Source organism: Kitasatospora sp. GP30 (assembly GCF_029892145.1).
Taxonomy (GTDB): Bacteria; Actinomycetota; Actinomycetes; order Streptomycetales; family Streptomycetaceae; genus Kitasatospora; species Kitasatospora acidiphila.
Map to the genome: position 1 here is coordinate 57938 of NZ_JARZAH010000008.1, position 16128 is coordinate 74065.

Consider the following 16128-nt stretch of genomic DNA (forward strand, 5'->3'; position numbering starts at 1 on the left):
GGCATCAGACCCGTGGCGCGATCAGGTCCTGGTATTCGCGCCAGTGCACGATCCGCCCGTCCCGCACCCGCAGCAGCAGGACGAAGACGGCCGTGGCGCGGCGGCCGCCGGCGGTGGCCGGAGCGGTCAACCGGTACTCGGCGATCAGCACCTGCGGGTCGGCCGCGTCGCGTAGCGCCAGCACCTGGAAGTCCTCGAAGCGCACCGGCTGTTCGGCCTGGGCCGTGGCGGCGAACGCCAGGAACTCGGCCCGCCCGGTGAACCGCTGCGGCCGCCCCTCGGGTGCGTAGGGGAACTCGACCACCGCGTCCTCGGCCCACAACTTCTCGGCCGGCACGAACGCACCCGCCAGCAGACCGGTGCGGAACTGCTCGAAGATCTCCAACGGGCCGTCGGCCATCAGGGCACCTCTCGGGGCGTCACCATCACAACCGCCCCAGTATTCCGGCGCCACCCGCACTGTGCAGCCATTTCCCCCAAGTGCCGCCCTCACAGGCGTCGATGCCTGGTTCGGGAGCGGTGGCCGGCCGCCGGGGTGGGGTCTCCGCAGCGGTTCCTATGCCGCTATCGCCGGGCGTTGGTAGGCGGCGCGTAGGCGCTGGTGGGCGCTGGGAGGGCTGCCCAGGCGGTCGAGGCCGAGCAGGGCGGCGCCCAGGACCGGGGGCGCGGTGATGACGCGGGGGCGGGCCAGGGGGGCGGCGGTGCGCAGGCGGGCGCGCAGGTTGTCGAGCAGCAGCGGCTGGCCGGCCGCCAGCACCCCGCCGCCGAGCACCAGTGGGGTGGGCGCGGCCAGCAGGTCCAGCCGGGTCAGCGCCACCCGGGCCAGCGCCGCGATCTCCGCCGCCTGGCGGTCGATCAGCGCCAGCGCCGCCGCGTCGCCGCCCTGCGCGCAGTCGAAGAGCAGCGGTACCACCTCGTGCAGCCGCACCCGGGGGAACTCGCCCAGGTGCAGTGCCTCGGCGAACGCCGTCGCCGTGGTGAGCCCGAAGTGGGCCGCGATGGCCGGCGCCAGGGCGGTGGCCGGGCCGCGGCCGTCCTCGGCCCGGGTGGCGTGCCACATCGCTTCGGCGGCCAGCCCGCCCCCGCCGCCCCAGTCGCCGGTGAGCTGCCCGAGTGCCGGGAACCGGGCGGTGCGGCCGTCCGGCAGCAGTCCCACGCAGTTGATCCCGGCGCCGCAGACCACCGCCACCCCGCGCGGTGTGTCGGTGCCCGCGCGGAGCAGCCCGAAGGTGTCGTTGGCGACCGAGACCTCGGCGCCCCAGCCCTGTTCGGTGAGGGCGGCGGCCAGGGCCCGTTCCTCGGCCGGCAGGTCGGCGTTGGCCAGGCAGGCCTGCAGATGGCTGACCAGCGGGCCGCCGGCGCTCAGGCCGGCGGCCGCCGCAGAGGCGGCGACCAGCGGGGCCAGCGCGGCGACGGCGGCCCGCGGCCCGTGCGCCTGCGGGTTGAAGCCGCCGCCTCGGGCGGTGCCGAGCACGGTGCCGTCGGCGGCGACCAGGGCGACGTCGGTCTTGCTGTTGCCGGCGTCCACGGCGAGCACGCCGGCCAGGGGCTCAATCATGACGCTCCGTCAGATCCAGCTCAGGTACGGCTTATTGTGCGCGAGCAGGGCATCGGTCAGCTGCTCGGCGAGCTCGATCTGACCGACCAGCGGATGGGAGAGCAGGGCGTCGAAGACCCGCTCCCGGCCGCCCTTGAGGGCTGCTTCCAGGGCGAGTTGCTCATAGGCGGTGACGGCCGCGATCAGCCCGCCGAACAGCGGTTCCACCGGTCGCTGCGGCAGCGGCCGCACCCCGGTGGCGTCCACGGCGGCCGGCACTTCGATCACCGCGTCGTCCGGCAGGAACGGCAGTACTCCGTCGTTGCGGGTGTTGACCACCTGGACGCCCGTGCCGCCCCCGGTGCCGAGTAGCGCCGCGATCAGCTGCACCGCCGCCTCCGAGTAGAAGGCGCCGCCGCGCCGGCTCAGCAGCTCCGGCTTGGTGTCCAGCGCCGGGTCGGCGTAGAGCCGCAGCAACTCCCGCTCGATCTCGGCCACTTGGGCGGCCCGGGAGCCCTGCTCGCGCAGCTCGGCGACCACCGCGTCGTGCTGGTAGTAGTAGCGCAGGTAGTAGGAGGGGACCACGCCGAGGCGCCGGATCACCGGCAGCGGCAGGTGCAGGTCGTCGGCGATCTCGGTGCCGAAGCCGGTCAGCAGCTCGGGCAGCACCTCGCGCCCGGTGGTCGCGCCGGGCGCGTCCAGCAGGGTGACGCCGCGCTCCCAGGTGAGGTGGTTGAGGCCCACGTGGTCCAGCCGGATCAGCTCCGGCGCCACCTGCAGGTGGGCGGCGAACTTGCGCTGGAACCCGATCGCCACGTTGCACAGCCCGACCGCCCGGTGCCCGGCGGTCTGCAGGGCCCGGGTGACGATGCCCACCGGGTTGGTGAAGTCGACGATCCAGGCGGCCGGATTGGCCCGGCGCACCCGCTCGGCGATCTCCAGCACCACCGGTACGGTGCGCAGCGCCTTGGCCAACCCGCCGGCCCCGGTGGTCTCCTGGCCCACGCAGCCGCACTCCAGCGGCCAGGTCTCGTCCTGCCCGCGGGCCGCCTGTCCGCCCACCCGCAGCTGCAGCAGCACCGCGTCGGCGCCGGCCACCCCGGCGTCCAGGGTGGTGCTGGTCCGCACGGTGGCCGGGTGCCCCTGCTTGGCGAAGATCCGCCGGGCCAGTGCGCCGATCAGCTCCAGCCGGTCGGCGGCCGGGTCGATCAGCACCAGTTCGCCGATCGGCAGGCTGTCGCGCAACCGGGCGAAGCCGTCGATGAGTTCGGGCGTGTAGGTGGAGCCGCCGCCGACGATGGCGAGTTTCAGGGACATCAGCACTCGACCCCTGTCGATGTGGATGGGTGGGTGGTGGGTCAGTCGGTGGTGAAGACCTGCTCCCGGGCCGTGCCGAGGGCGCGTTGCAGCGCGCCGTGCAGCACCGGGGAGCCCGGTACGGTGCTGCTGAGCAGCCGCGGCCGGGGCACCGCCAGGCCGGTGAGCTGCTCCTGGACGAGGTCGCGCAGCCGGGCGCCGCCGGCGGCGGGGATGCCGCCGGAGAGCACCACCAGCTCGGGGTCGATCACGGCCACGATCGCGGCCAGCCCGGTGGCCAGCCGCTCGGCCAGCACCGCGAGGAACGCGTCGCCCGCGCCCGGGGTGGCCAGCGCCTTGCCGATCGCCGCCCCGGCGCTGCGGGCGCTCAGGCCGTGCTGCCGGGCCAGCGCCAACACCCCGGCGGCGCCCGCGAGTTCCTGGAAGCCGCCGGAGTTCTCGCGGCGGACGTTGCGGATCACCGGAGCGCCCGGCACCGGCATGTAGCCGACCTCGCCGGCGCCGCCGGTGTGGCCGCGGTGCAGCCGGCCGCCGAGCACGATCGCCGCGCCGATCCCTTCCTCGGCCCAGAGCAGCACGAAGTCCGAGCAGCCCTGGGCCGAGCCGAGCGCCTGCTCGGCGACGGCGGCCAGGTTGACGTCGTTCTCGATCGCCACCGGTGCGCCGAGCGCCTCGGTGAGCCGGTCGAGTAGCCCGGCACAGTGCCAGCCGGGCAGGTGGGCGGCGTAGCGCAGCTTCTGGGACTGCGGATCCAGGGCGCCGGGGGTGCCGATGGCGATCCTGGTCAGGCTGCCCGGGGCCAGGCCGGCCCGCTCCACGGTGGCGGCCAGGCCGTCGGCGATCCTCCCCCAGCCTCCGGCCGGGGGGTCCCCCGTGACGGTGCGGGCCGCCTGCCGGGCGGGGGTGGGCAGCTGGTGTTCGGCGATGGTCCGCCCGGTGATGTCGGCCACCGCGAACCGGGTCTGGCTGGGCGTCACATCCAGGCCCGCGACGTAACCGGCCGCCGGGTTCACCTGGTAGAGCTGGGCGTTGGGGCCGGGCCCGCCGATCGTGGTGCCCACCGGGACGACCAGCCCCGCGGCCTCCAGGCGGGCCAGCAGCTGGGACGCGGTGGGCTTGGAGAGTCCGGTCAGGCTGCCGATCCGGGTCCGGGAGAGCGGGCCGTGGGCCAGCAGCAGGTCCAGGGCGGCCCGGTCGTTGATGGCCCGCAGCCGGCTCGGCGTACCGGGGCGTGGTGCGGGTGGGGCGGAGGTGTCGTTCACGTGCTCGATCCTCCTCCGTCGGCGGGCCCCTGGCGACAATTGGAAACTTTACTAACAATCCAAGGGGTGTCAATGGATGCGACGGAGCCCTGGCCGGGTGCGGCCAGGGCTCCGAGGTATCCGAGGTGCCGAGGGGGTCAGGGCAGCTTGCTGAAGGCCTGCTGCTCCTCCGGGGACGGCGGCGGGATCGGACGGGCGCCCAGGGAGCGGGCCGAGGACGGATCGGCGAGTGCGGACGGCGGCTGCGCGTCGGCGGGGGTCGCCGGCGACCCGGCGGCGGCCGCGGGCGCGGCGGCCTCCTCCTTGAGCTTGATCCCGGCCCCGTCGAAGACCGCCTTCAGCCGGCCGCGCAGCGCCCGGGTGACCAGCTGCGCCTTGCTCGGCATGGTCTTGGCCTGCACCCGCAGCACCACGGTGTCGGCGGACACCGACTCCACGCCCAGCACCTCCACCGGCTCCCAGAGCAGTTCGTCCCAGGGCGACTCCTTGGCGAACGCCTCGGCCGCGGTCAGGATCAGCGCCTCGACCTTGTCCAGGTCCTCCCTGTACCCGACCTGCACGTCCACCGTCGCGGTCGACCAGCCCTGGCTCATGTTGGCGATCCGCTTCACCTCGCCGTTGCGGATGTACCAGATCTCGCCGCTGTCGCCGCGCAGCTTGGTCACCCGCAGGCCGACCTCCAGCACGGTGCCGGTGGCCACCCCCATGTCGATCTCGTCCCCGACGCCGTACTGGTCCTCCATGATCATGAAGACCCCGGAGAGGAAGTCGGTGACCAGGTTGCGGGCGCCGAAGCCCAGTGCCACGCCCGCCACCCCGGCGCTGGCCAGCAGCGGCGCCAGGTCCACCCCGACTTCGGAGAGCACCATCAGCGAGGCGGTGCCCATGATCGAGAACGAGGCGACGCTGCGCAGCACCGAACCTATCGCCGCGGCCCGCTGGCTGCGCCGCTCCGGGTTCACGAGCAGCCCGCCCAGCCGGCTGCTGGTGTCGGTGTCGCTGTGCTCCGCTTCCCGGGTCATCCGGTGGATCAGCTGGTCGATCAGCTTGCGCACCACCGTCCGCAGCACCAGCCCGAGCAGCACGATGACAACGATGCGCAGTGTTCCGTCGATCCACGACTCCCAGTTGGCGTCCAGCCAGCCGGCCGCCTCCCTGGTGCTGCTAGTGACGTCGGTCACGGGGCCCTCCTGTGCTGCGGGAACTCGGCGCACAGCCTAGCGAGCGCGTGTCGGTGCACCCAATGGCCGGTTTGGGCATAGAGACAGGTAGCACGGGCGAGCGCGGAACCCGCGTCCGCCTGTTACCCGGTAGTGGTGGCGCCGTACAAAGGCGTAAGGCGACACTGGGGGTGATCGCGCAGCGATGCGCGGTCATCCGCTCGTCCCGGCGCGAGCCACGCGCCGCAGGCGTCCAAGGAGGCATCCGTGCCGCATGTCCTGGTCCTCAACGCGTCATACGAGCCGCTAGGTGTCGTGTCGACGCGCCGCGCCCTCATCCTGGTCCTCAATCACAAGGCGGTCAGCCTGGAAGACTCGGGTGTCACTCTGCACAGCGCCACCAGCGCCGTTACGGCGCCCTCCGTGGTGCGGCTGACCCGGTTCGTCCGGGTGCCGTTCCGCGGGCCAGTACCGCTCACCCGCCGCGCACTGTTCGCCCGTGACCACGGGCGCTGCGTCTACTGCGGGGCCGCCGCGACCAGCGTCGACCACGTGATCCCGCGCAGTCGCGGCGGACAGCACCGCTGGGACAACGTGGTGGCGGCCTGCCGCCGCTGCAACCACATGAAGGCCGACCGCCACCTGACCGAGCTCGGGTGGCGGATGAAGCGACCTCCTGCCCCGCCCAGCGGGCTGGCCTGGCGCATCATCGGAACCGGGATCAAGGATCCGCGCTGGCGGCCCTACCTGGAGCCGTACGGCGGCACGGACCAGTTCCGTGACTTCGAACACCATGTCCATACCGACCACGCGGGAGCACCGGTTCCGCTGGGCCGGTCGCGTCCTGTCCACCGCGGTGAGCCGGAGAGCGTCATCGCCTGACCAGCTAGGGCCGCAGTACCCCGGTAGCCTCATGGGCCGGTGGCGCCCCCTCCAGGAGGGAGCGCCACCGGCCCGCCGCGTTCCAGTGCCCCGAAGCGGCCCCGGTCAGTGCCCCGCAGTGGCCCCGGCGGTCGGGCCCGGCGCGGGCGACGGGCCGGGACCGGGGTTCGGGCCGCCGGTCGGCTGCGCGGTCGGCATGGGCGACGGCGTCGCGAGGCCGGGCGAGGCCGACCCGCTCGGCGACGGCGACAGGGACGGGGACGGGGACGGCACCCCGCCCGGGGTCGGCACGGGCGTCGGCACCCCGACCGGCGGCACCGGCGGGGTGGGCGCCGCCGTCGGGTCGGTGACCGCGTAAAGCTCGATCCCGTAGAGCGAGTAGCCGTACTTGGTGGCCCGGCTGACACCCTGCATCCGCAGGTAGACCGCGCCCGGCGCGTCGAACCGCACCGTCTCGGTGCCGCCCTTGCCGTTCGCCACGGTGGCCACCGTGGTCCAGTTCACCCCGTCGCTGGAGGTCTGCAGCTGGTAGGCGGCGGCGTACGCGTCCTGCCAGTGCAGGACCACCTCGCCCAGGTGGGTGGGCTGCGGCAGCTGGAGCTGCACCCAGGCGTTGTCCACCGCGGGGGAGGACCAGCGGGTGGTCGGGTCGCCGTCGTTCACCGCCGAGGCCGGGAACTTGGGCGTCTCGTCGCCCGAGGAGCTCGCGGTCGCGGTGGGCGCCAGGTCCGGTCCGCTGGTCGGCGGCACCACGTGCACCTGGAGGGTCTGGTGCAGCGTCACCTGGCCGGAGGTGAAGTCCACCGGCACCTGGTACGTCCCCGACGGGGTCCCGGCCGCCGCGCTGACCTGCACCGGCGCGCTGCCGCGCCCGCCGCGCGGCACGCTCAGGGCCGCACCGGACTGGCCGGCCGCCGACACCGGCGTCACGGTGATGCCCGACACCCCGCCCGGCGCCGAGGCCCGGATCTCGCCGCTGGCGCCGTCGGGGCGCAGCGCGTCCACCACCGCCTGGGTGCCGGCGGGGGTGGGAGCGCCGGCGATCACGTCCAGCTCCGGGTCGGCCAGCGACAACCGGGCCACCGGGGTGTCCGCGTACCAGGGCACGATCTGGTTGACCACCGGCGCGTCGCCGCCCGGCTGCCAGGTCAGCCGCACCGCGCCGGTCGGCTGGCCGCCCACCGGCAGCTCGTTGTAGCCCGGGTGCAGGGTGCCCACGTCGATCCAGCTGCCGTCCGCGTGCCGCACCGCCACGGTCGCGGTGGCGCGCACCGTCGGGTCGGTCAGCACGGTCAGCCGGTCCAGCGGGCGCACCGATCCCAGCTCCACGGTGAGCGGGGCGTCCGCGCCGGTCGGTGGGGCGGCCGCCCGGTAGGCGGTGTCCGGGTCGCCGTCCAGCATCGAGGCGGCCGAGGAGCCGGGCGCGGCGGCCGGGCCGCCGGAGACCGTCATCGCGGGGGCGTCCGGCGCGGTGACGCTGAAGTCCCGCACCGCCACCGCGTTCTGCTGGGCCTTGGTGGCGCGCAGCCGGATCGCCCGGACGAGGGCGCCGGCCGGCAGCGTGGCGGTGACGGTCTTCTGCTGGTGCGCCACCGCCAGCTGCTGCCAGCCGCCGTCGCCGGTGGAGTACTCCAGCACCCCGTCCCGCAGGTAGTCGTCGGCGGCCGCGGCGGCGTCGCTGCCGGGCGTGGCACTGCCGTCCGAGCCGCCCATGGTGACGGTCACGGTGCCGACCGGGCGGCCGTCGCCCAGGTCCACGCCGACCGAGTCGCCCGGCTGCGGCGGGGCCGCGCTCCAGTAGAAGCTGCCAGCGTCGGCGTCGGTCATCAGCGCGGGGCCGTGGCCGTTGGCGCTGCCCATGGTGCTGGTCGGGGCGAGGGCCCCGGCCGACACCCCGGACCAGCTGTCGGCGGCCTTCATCGCCCGGTCCAGGAACGGGTCCAGTACCCCGGCGCCGATCGTCACCGGACCGGCCGCGGCCAGCCGGTCGCGCAGCCGGCGCAGCGTCACCCGGGAGTTCCAGGCGGTCGCGCCGTCGCCCTTGTGCTGGGCCAGCAGCATGTCCAGCGCGGCCTCGCCGGCCCGCCCGTAGTCGCTCAGCCGGCTCAGCCAGGGACTGGTCTCGGCCACCAGGGTGGAGCCGCCGATGCCCGCGGCGGCGCCGCTGTCGGTGCCGCGCAGCATGTCGGGGGCGCCGGCCATGGTGGCGAACGCGGCCCGCAGCGGGTCGGCGGCCTGCTGCAGCTTGCCCAGGTCGACGCTGCCGCCGGTGGGCTGCAGGGCCGTCCAGAAGGCGCTGATCAGCGGGGTCAGGTAGCCCGACTCGGTGCTGGACAGCGGTGAGGAGGTGCTGTTACCGGCCAGTGCGGTGAGCGCCGCCAGGGCCGGGCCCGCGTCGTTGGCGCCGGCCGGTGCGGCCTCGGCGGCCAGCTCGCGCAGCGCGTACTGCCAGGAGGCCTGGGCCTGGTAGCCGGTGGGGTTCCAGGCGTAGTCGGCGGCGGTGGCCAGCGGCAGCTGGGAGGCGGCGGCCTGGCGCATGCCGGCGGTCAGCAGCATCGCCGAGCGGCTCGCCACCTCCGGGTCGCGGCCGGCGTACGGGCCCAGGTAGAGCCGGTCCGGGGTGGAGTCGTTGACCGGGTAGTTGTCCATGGTGACCAGCGGATGGTTGAACACCGCGCTGGTGTCCGTGGTCTGGGCCGCCGTGATGCTGCCCGGTATCAGCCCGACGCCGCTCCAGGCCACCTGGACGGCCTGCGGCAGCGCGGCGGCCAGCGCCTTGCGGTACGGGGTGGCGCCCTGCTGGTGGAACTCGGTGGGCAGCACCGTGAGGGCGGCCAGTTCCGGGTGGGCGGCGATCAGCCGGGTCTGCACGGCGGCGGCCAGCTTGGCCTGCGCCTTGGCATGGCCGGCGGGGCCGGACCCGAAGGCGTCCCGGTCGTCGCCGCAGTGCCAGTCGTTGAAGCTCACATTGTCGAACTGCAACTGGAAGGCGCCAAAGCCAAGTTGGCGCAGCCCGTCGAGCTTGGCGAGCAGCGCGTCGATGTCCGCGGCGGAGCTGTAGCAGAAGTTCTGGCTGGGAGCCACGGCGTAGCCGAGGGTGATGTGGTTGGCGGCGGCCCGCTCGGCCAGGGCCCGCAGGTCGGCCAGCTGGTCGGCTGGGTAGGGGGTGCGCCACTGGTCCTGGCGGTACGGGTCGTCACCGGGCGCGTAGAGGAAGAAGTTCTGCTTGGTCCGGCCCAGGAAGTCCAGCATCGCCAGCCGCTGCTCGCTGCTCCACGGGGTGCCGTAGAAGGACTCCGCGGTGCCGCGCACCGGCGCGCCGCTCGGCCAGTCGCGCACCGTCAGCCCCGGGAAGCCGTAGCCGCCCACTCCGTGCGAGCCGACGCCCTGCCCTTGCCCGGCCGGCACCTGGGTCAGCAGTTGGCGCAGGGTCTGCGCGGCGTAGAAGGCGCCGCTGCCGTCCACGCCGGCCAGCACCACCGCGCCGTAGCTGCCGCCGGCCACCGGGAGTTGACCGGCCGCCAGCGTGTAGCCGCCGTCCGGCAGCCCGGCCGGGTCGGCGGCGCCCAGGGCCTGCAGCGCCTTGGCGGCGGCCGGGTCGGTCTGGTCGCCCGGCTTGGGGGAGGAGACGTAGACCAGCAGCGAGCCGGGTGCGGGAGCCGCCTGCTCGGGGGTGACGATGCTGGCCGCGCCCGCGCTGAGCAGCACCTGGCGGACGGCGGCGAGCGCGCCCGCGTCCAGGTCGGCGCCGACCATCAGCGACACCTCGGCGGGCACCGCGACCGGCTGGCCGGCCAGGTGCAGCTGCTGCGGGCGGGGGTAGACCTGGGGGTCGGTCAGGCTGCCCAGCGGGGTGCGGGTGCCGGGCAGCTGGGCGGCGCTCTGCGCGGTGGCGGGCGCGGCCATCGCAGCGGTCGGCACGGTGGCGACCAGTCCGCCGATCACTGCGGCGGCGGAGAGTGTGGCGGCCACCCGCAGCCCGGCCCTGCGGTGCGGCAGCGTCCCGGTGGTGCCGGTCCCGCTGACGGTGGGTCCGCTCGGCGCTCTCTCGGCTTGGATCTCGGCCAGCAGCGGCTCGGTGCCTTTGAGGTCGGCGATCAGCCGGTCCGCGGTGCGCGGCGCGACCAGGCGGGCGGTGCGGGCGGTGGCCCGGCGGGTGACTTCGACGGCGGGATGGTGCAGGACCTCGCGCAGCGCTGGGCTGGCTTCGAGCTGCTGCCGCAGCCGCCTACCGGCGGCGGCCGACACACGGGACTGCACGGGGCCTCCTTGCGGCCGGGGCAGTCGGCCGTATCGGGGGTGGTCGACGAGCATGCGCGTCCTGCCGGCGGCCCCCCGCCGTCCTGCTCGGACTACGCGGCCAAAGCCCACCAGTTTCGACGCGTCAGTGTCAACGTGACCTGCTGTGATGACCGTTTCATCCGAAAATGTCCGAGCGGTGCGCACGTGCCGCAGGCATGTGCGCAAGCGGGCATTGTGCACGCGGTCGGCGCGCCGCTGCGGATGGCGGCCGGACGCCCCGGGTAGGAGTGGATCCTGACCGCCCATCGAGTCCCGGTAGGAGACCGCGTTGGCCGCATACCTCGACCGTTCCGACGAGAACCCTGACGAATCATCGGGCGCGGCCGGCGCCGACCCGGCGGCACCGGACGCCCCGAGCGCCCGGCTGGTCGCACTTGCCCACCACCACGGCGTGGACGCCAGCTACGACCCGGGCGACGGCCGGCACATCCCGGTGCCCGCGGCGACCCTGATCGCCGTGCTGGGTGCGCTCGGCGTGGACGCGACCACCCCGGAGGCGGTCGAACAGGCCCTCGCCGAGCGCCGCGCCGCCCAGGCCGCCCGGCTGCTGCCGCCCGCCCTGGTGGTGCGGGTCGGCCGCCGCAGCGCGCTGGACGTGCCCGCTGCCGCCCGGCTGACCATCGAGCTGGAGGACGGCGGCCAGTGGGAGGTGCCACCGGGCCGGTCCCACTGGCTGCCCGCCGACCTGCCGCTGGGCCGGCACACCCTGCGGATGGAGCTGCCCGACCGCTCCGAGACCGCCACCCTGATCGTGGCGCCGCAGCGGCTCGAACCGCTACCCGGGCGCGGCTGGGGCTTCCTCGCCCAGCTCTACTCGGTGCTCTCCGAACGCTCCTGGGGAATGGGCGACTTGGGCGACCTGACCGAGCTCGCCCAGTGGTCGGGAGCGGCCCTGGGCGCCGACTTCCTGCAGATCAACCCGCTGCACGCGGCGCTGCCCACCCTGCCCTCCGACCCCTCGCCCTACCGCCCCTCCAGCCGCCGCTTCGCCGACCCGGTCCACCTGCGGATCGAGGCGGTGCCCGAGTACGCCCGCACCCTGGCCGCCGACCGGGTCCGGCTGGACGAACTGGCCGAGCGGGCCGGGCGGTTGCGCACCGAGGTGCTCGACCACGACGGGCTGATCGACCGGGACGCGGTCTGGGCGGTCAAGCGCGAGGCCCTGGAGCTGCTGCACACCGTTCCGCGCGGCCCCGGCCGGGAGGCCGCCTACCAGTCGTTCGTCCGCCGCGAGGGCGACTGGCTGGAGCGGTACGCCACCTGGTGCGCGCTCGCCGAGAAGCACGGCGGCGACTGGCAGCACTGGCCGGCCGGCCTGCGTCACCCGGGAACCCCGCAGGTCGCCGCCGCCCAAGCCGAACTCGCCGACCGGGTGGAGTTCCACCGCTGGCTGACCTGGCTGCTGGACGAGCAGCTCGGCCGCGCCCAGCAGAGCGCCCGCGACGCCGGGATGGCGATCGGGCTGATCCACGACCTGGCGATCGGCGTCCACCCCGGCGGGGCCGACGCCTGGGCGCTGCAGGACTACCTGGCGAGCGGCATCTCGGTCGGCGCCCCGCCGGACGCCTTCAACGCGCACGGCCAGGACTGGGGCCTGCCGCCCTGGCGCCCGGACGCGCTCGCCGCGGCCGGCTACGCGCCGCTGGCCGAACTGCTGCGGGCCGCCGCCCGGCACGCCGGGGCGATCCGGATCGACCATGTGATGGGCCTGTTCCGGCTCTGGTGGGTGCCGGCCGGCCGACCGCCCACCGAGGGCACCTACGTCCGCTACGACGCCGAGGCGATGCTCGGGGTGCTCGCCCTGGAGGCGCACCGGGCCGGCACCGCGGTGATCGGCGAGGACCTGGGCACCGTGGAGCCCGGGGTGCGGGAGGAGCTGGCCGCCCGCGGGGTGCTCGGCACCTCGGTGCTCTGGTTCGAACGGGACTGGGCCGGCGAGCTCGGCCCCAAGGGCGCGCCGCTGGACCCCAAGCGCTGGCGGGCCGGCTGCCTGGCCACCCTCACCACCCACGACCTGCCCAGCACCGCCGCCCGGCTGTCCGGCGAGCACGTCGTGCTCCGTCACCAACTGGGCCTGCTGGCCCGCCCGCTGGCCGAGGAGCAGGAGAACGCGGCCGCCGAACTGGCTGACTGGCGCACCGAGCTGGTCCGGATCGGCATGCTGGCCGAGGGCGCCGAGCTGGACCAGGCCGCGCTCTACGACTTCCTGCTGGCCACCCCCGCCGAGCTGGTCGGGGTCTGGCTGCCGGACATGGTCGGCGACCCGCGCCCGCAGAACCTGCCCGGCACCTGGGACCAGTACCCGAACTGGCGGCTGCCGGTGGCCGACGGCGCGGGCGTCCCGGTCACCCTGGAGCGGCTGGCAGCCGAGCCGGGCCCGCGCGCCACCGCCGACCGGCTGACCCCCCGCCTGGCCGCCGGCCAGCCCGGACCCGGAAGGCCGACCCCGCCGCGCGCCCCCCGATAAGGGGCCGGTACCTTGGGAAACGTGGACAAGAGGAACGCTTTGCGCGCCGGTGCGGTCTCCGCGGCGGCCACGCTGATGATGCTGCTGACGTCGCCCGCCTTCGCCCTGACCAGGGACGACGGCGACGACCCGGGCCCGGGCCTGTCCATCGCGCAGACCCTCGGCCTCTACGTCGGCATCCCGGTTCTCTCCTTCGTGGTGATCACCGGGCTGGTCATGCTGGGCACCCGGAACAGCAGCAAGGGCAAGACCACCCGCTGAACAGGCTTCACCGGCGCCCCCGCTCGCGAGAAATTCGCGGGCGGGGGCGCTGAGTCGTGTGCGACGGTGGCCGGATGGACGACGCTGCCGACACCCCGTTGCTCCGCCCCGCCCGCCCGGCGGAGGCCGAGCCACTGACCGCGCTCGTGCTCCGCTCCAAGGCGCACTGGGGATATGACGAAGCCTTCATGGCTTCCTGCCGCGACGAGCTGACCCTGAGGCCGGAACAGCTGGTGCCCGGCCGCACCCTGGTCGCCGAGCGCGCCGGCACAGCGCTCGGCTTCGGCCTGCTGGCCGGCACCGCACCGGTGGGCGAGCTGGCGATGCTCTTCGTCGAGCCGGCCGCGATCGGCCAGGGCCTCGGCGGGCGGCTCTACCGCGGCCTGCTGGAGCTGGCCCGGACCGCCGGCTTCACCCAGCTGACCATCGACGCGGACCCCTACGCAGCCGACTTCTACGCGGCCCAGGGCGCGGTGCGCACCGGCGAGACACCGTCGGGCTCGATCCCGGGGAGGGTGCTACCAGTCTTCACCGTGACGGTTCCTCAGACCCCCGACGCCCCGATCAGCGAGCCCGCCGCATAGGTGATCGCCATCGCCAGCCCGCCGCCCACCACGTTCCGCAGCACCGACGGCCGCACCGGCGAGTCGCCCAGCCGGGCGCCCACCCAGCCGGTGACCACCAGCGCGCAGAGCACCGCCACCACCGTCACCGGCACCCGCAGCGAGACCGGTGGCAGCACGATCGCCAGCAGCGGCAGCAGCGCGCCCACCGTGAACGCCAGGCAGCTGGCCCAGGCGGCGTGCCAGGGGTTGGACATCTGCTCCGGGTCGATGCCCAGCTCCACCTGGGCGTGCGCGGTCAGTGCGTCCCGGGCGGTGAGCTGCTCGGCGACCTCGCGGGCCACCTCCTCGGTCAGCCCGCGCTGGGCCAACAGGCCGGTCAGCTCCGCCAGTTCGGCATCGGGTTGCTCGGCCAGCTCACGCTCCTCCACGGCCAGGGCGGCCCGCTCCGAGTCGCGCTGGGCGCTCACCGAGACGTACTCGCCGGAGGCCATCGAGAGCGACCCGGCCAGCAGCCCGGCCAGGCCCGCGGCGAGCAGCGCGGTCGACGAGCTGGTGGCGCCGGCCACCCCGACCACCAGGCCGGCCGTCGACACGATGCCGTCGTTGGCGCCCAGCACTCCGGCGCGCAGCCAGTTCAGCCGGACGCTCAGGCCTTCGCCGTGCGGCTCATGGGCGTGGGGCGTGTGGGGTTTGGGGGTGTCGTCCACGTTTCAGTGTCGGCATGCCGGGCGCCGGTTTCGGCGGTGATCGGCGCCCCGGCGTGTCGGGTTACGCGAGGGCCAGGTGACCTCCTGGTCACGACGGTTCGGTGACGTCTTCGTCGGGCCGGCTGACGCACAGGCGCAGCGTGTACCGGCGGCCGTGGCTGTTCCACATGGCGGCGTGGACGCGCACCCGGCCCGGCGTGTCGAGGTATGCGGCCGCGCCGGCGAAGACCTCCCGTGCTCCGGTCCCGGTGAACGCCGCGATGGCGTCCAGCAGGACCGAGATCTCACCGGAGGCCGAACCGCTCGGCGTCGCACGCAGTGCCGCCCGGGCCTGCGCCACGTCGCGGGCCAGTGCCGCTGCCCGCTCCGGCGGCAGTGACAGGGCGTCATGGTGCGGCGCACCTTCAAGTGCCTCGGGCACTTCGGGATCAACAGAGGCGTCCGCCCAGCCGGTCAGGACGGTCAGCTCGCACTGGCCGCTGCCGGCCCGCTCGGCCCAGCTGACCCCGTGGATCTCGCAGCGGCCGGCCTGGCCGAAGTAGTGGCCCGCCAGTTGGAAGACCGCCGCCGGCGTCGAGGCCGTGAAGGTCGGTGAGACCCGCGCGTCGATGGCGACCGTGCATCCGCGTCGCGCTCCCTCTTGTGGCATCTGCGACAGCGTGTCACCCGCCAGGTCCAAGGCGTCAGTCAGGTCGCCGAGTTGGCCGGGCAGCAGGGGCAGCAGGGGCAGCGCATCGAACGGAATCGTGCTGTTCAAGGAGACTCCTCGATTCATGCGAGTCGGCCCGGAGCCGCTCCGGGCCGACTGAAGGGTCAGGCCACCCGCCGCGCGGACGTGCGGCGGTTCTGGGCGGGCACGGCTTTGGCTCGCGGCGCCGTCACGCTGAGCTCGCCGGGCAGGACCTCCAGCACGCGGCCCTGTACTGCCCCGCGACCGGCCATCACGTCACCGTCGGCCGGCTCTGGGAGCGCAGCGCGCGTCAGCAGCTCGAACCACGTGGTGCGCGCCCCCTCCTCGCCGTACACCACACCGAAGTCGGACGACAGCTCGGCGATGATCTGCAACCCGCGCCCGTGCTCGTCCTCCTCCCCGGGCTCGGGCTTCTGCGCCGTCCCGGTCCCCGGATCGGTCACCTCGACCCGCACCCGCACGCCATCTACCAGCCGCACGGCGACGGTGAGTTGCTCGTCCTGGCGCGCCGGATCGCAGCCGTGCCGCAGCCCGTTGGTCGCGGCCTCGGAGACCATGACCAGCAGGTCGGCGATTTGCTCCTGGCCCAGCAACTCCTGGGCCTCCAGGGCATATCGGAGCCGCTGACGAATCTCGCGGATCGCCTCGGGCTTGGCCGGAGCGGTGAGTTCAATCGCGGACATCAGATGACCTCCAAGTGCCGCATCAGCGACGAGCCGGGCGGCGAGAGGGAAGGGCCGGACTGCGAGATTCGACCTCCTGACGGCGAATCAAGTACCGGCCAGCGTGCAGTCGCGAGGAACCATGCCGACTGGCGTGACAGTCAGCAAGCGGTTCGTCACAAACAGCATGGACCAGGTGCCAAGGTCAAAGCAACTCATTCGTCAAGGTGTGCATATATGCGAATTCGAACGCCGATCGGCCGCGTACACTCCCGATTGCTGGTGGCGCGTACGCGTGCCCGGCAGGCAGACTG

The 16128-nt window shown here is 74.4% G+C and carries 13 protein-coding genes; 4 read left to right on the forward strand and 9 right to left on the reverse strand.

What is annotated here, in order from left to right:
- Nucleotides 1-4 precede the first annotated feature (4 nt).
- The 5 genes from P3T35_RS14755 to P3T35_RS14775 form a co-directional block, all read right to left on the reverse strand.
- Entirely contained in the window at nucleotides 5-400 is a 396-nt protein-coding gene (locus P3T35_RS14755) for a nuclear transport factor 2 family protein (RefSeq protein WP_101382525.1), read from the reverse strand.
- A gap of 156 nt (nucleotides 401-556) precedes the next feature.
- Nucleotides 557-1558, reverse strand: a complete 1002-nt coding sequence (locus P3T35_RS14760) for a BadF/BadG/BcrA/BcrD ATPase family protein (RefSeq protein WP_101382526.1) — start codon at nucleotides 1556-1558, stop codon at nucleotides 557-559.
- A 9-nt stretch (nucleotides 1559-1567) separates the two neighbouring features.
- Complete coding sequence (locus P3T35_RS14765) at nucleotides 1568-2848, reverse strand: 6-phospho-beta-glucosidase (RefSeq protein WP_101385316.1); 1281 nt, start codon at nucleotides 2846-2848, stop codon at nucleotides 1568-1570.
- Between the two features lie 47 nt (nucleotides 2849-2895).
- Nucleotides 2896-4116, reverse strand: coding sequence for an ROK family transcriptional regulator (locus tag P3T35_RS14770; protein ID WP_280706230.1), 1221 nt, complete (start codon nucleotides 4114-4116; stop codon nucleotides 2896-2898).
- A gap of 137 nt (nucleotides 4117-4253) precedes the next feature.
- Nucleotides 4254-5297 (reverse strand): mechanosensitive ion channel family protein, encoded by a 1044-nt coding sequence (locus P3T35_RS14775; protein WP_280706231.1) that lies wholly within the window; start codon nucleotides 5295-5297, stop codon nucleotides 4254-4256.
- A gap of 246 nt (nucleotides 5298-5543) precedes the next feature.
- Between P3T35_RS14775 and P3T35_RS14780 the strand changes: the two genes are divergently transcribed.
- A complete protein-coding gene (locus tag P3T35_RS14780) occupies nucleotides 5544-6158 on the forward strand; it encodes an HNH endonuclease (protein ID WP_101382528.1) in 615 nt (204 codons plus the stop codon).
- 105 nt (nucleotides 6159-6263) lie between these two features.
- Here P3T35_RS14780 and P3T35_RS14785 read toward each other — a convergent pair whose 3' ends face one another.
- Nucleotides 6264-10418, reverse strand: a complete 4155-nt coding sequence (locus P3T35_RS14785) for a beta-N-acetylglucosaminidase domain-containing protein (protein WP_280706234.1) — start codon at nucleotides 10416-10418, stop codon at nucleotides 6264-6266.
- Between the two features lie 433 nt (nucleotides 10419-10851).
- On the opposite strand from P3T35_RS14785, the gene malQ reads away from it, so the two are divergent.
- The 3 genes from malQ to P3T35_RS14800 all read left to right on the forward strand — a co-directional run bounded on the left by malQ (nucleotide 10852) and on the right by P3T35_RS14800 (nucleotide 13772).
- Nucleotides 10852-12927: a 4-alpha-glucanotransferase gene (malQ, locus tag P3T35_RS14790; protein WP_280706364.1), complete on the forward strand. Its 2076-nt coding sequence runs from the start codon at nucleotides 10852-10854 to the stop codon at nucleotides 12925-12927.
- A 12-nt stretch (nucleotides 12928-12939) separates the two neighbouring features.
- Nucleotides 12940-13188, forward strand: coding sequence for a hypothetical protein (locus tag P3T35_RS14795; RefSeq protein WP_101382529.1), 249 nt, complete (start codon nucleotides 12940-12942; stop codon nucleotides 13186-13188).
- Between the two features lie 74 nt (nucleotides 13189-13262).
- Nucleotides 13263-13772 (forward strand): GNAT family N-acetyltransferase, encoded by a 510-nt coding sequence (locus P3T35_RS14800; RefSeq protein ID WP_101382530.1) that lies wholly within the window; start codon nucleotides 13263-13265, stop codon nucleotides 13770-13772.
- On the opposite strand, the gene P3T35_RS14805 is transcribed toward P3T35_RS14800, so the two are convergent.
- From P3T35_RS14805 to P3T35_RS14815, 3 genes are all read right to left on the reverse strand, one after another.
- Entirely contained in the window at nucleotides 13733-14461 is a 729-nt protein-coding gene (locus P3T35_RS14805; RefSeq protein WP_101382531.1) for a VIT family protein, read from the reverse strand. The two genes, P3T35_RS14800 and P3T35_RS14805, sit on opposite strands and share 40 nt — an antisense overlap.
- Before the next feature lie 88 nt (nucleotides 14462-14549).
- On the reverse strand, nucleotides 14550-15218 hold the full coding sequence (locus tag P3T35_RS14810; protein ID WP_101382532.1) for a hypothetical protein: 669 nt from the start codon (nucleotides 15216-15218) through the stop codon (nucleotides 14550-14552).
- Nucleotides 15219-15274: 56 nt separating this feature from the next.
- Nucleotides 15275-15835, reverse strand: a complete 561-nt coding sequence (locus P3T35_RS14815) for an ATP-binding protein (RefSeq protein ID WP_101382533.1) — start codon at nucleotides 15833-15835, stop codon at nucleotides 15275-15277.
- Nucleotides 15836-16128: the final 293 nt, after the last annotated feature.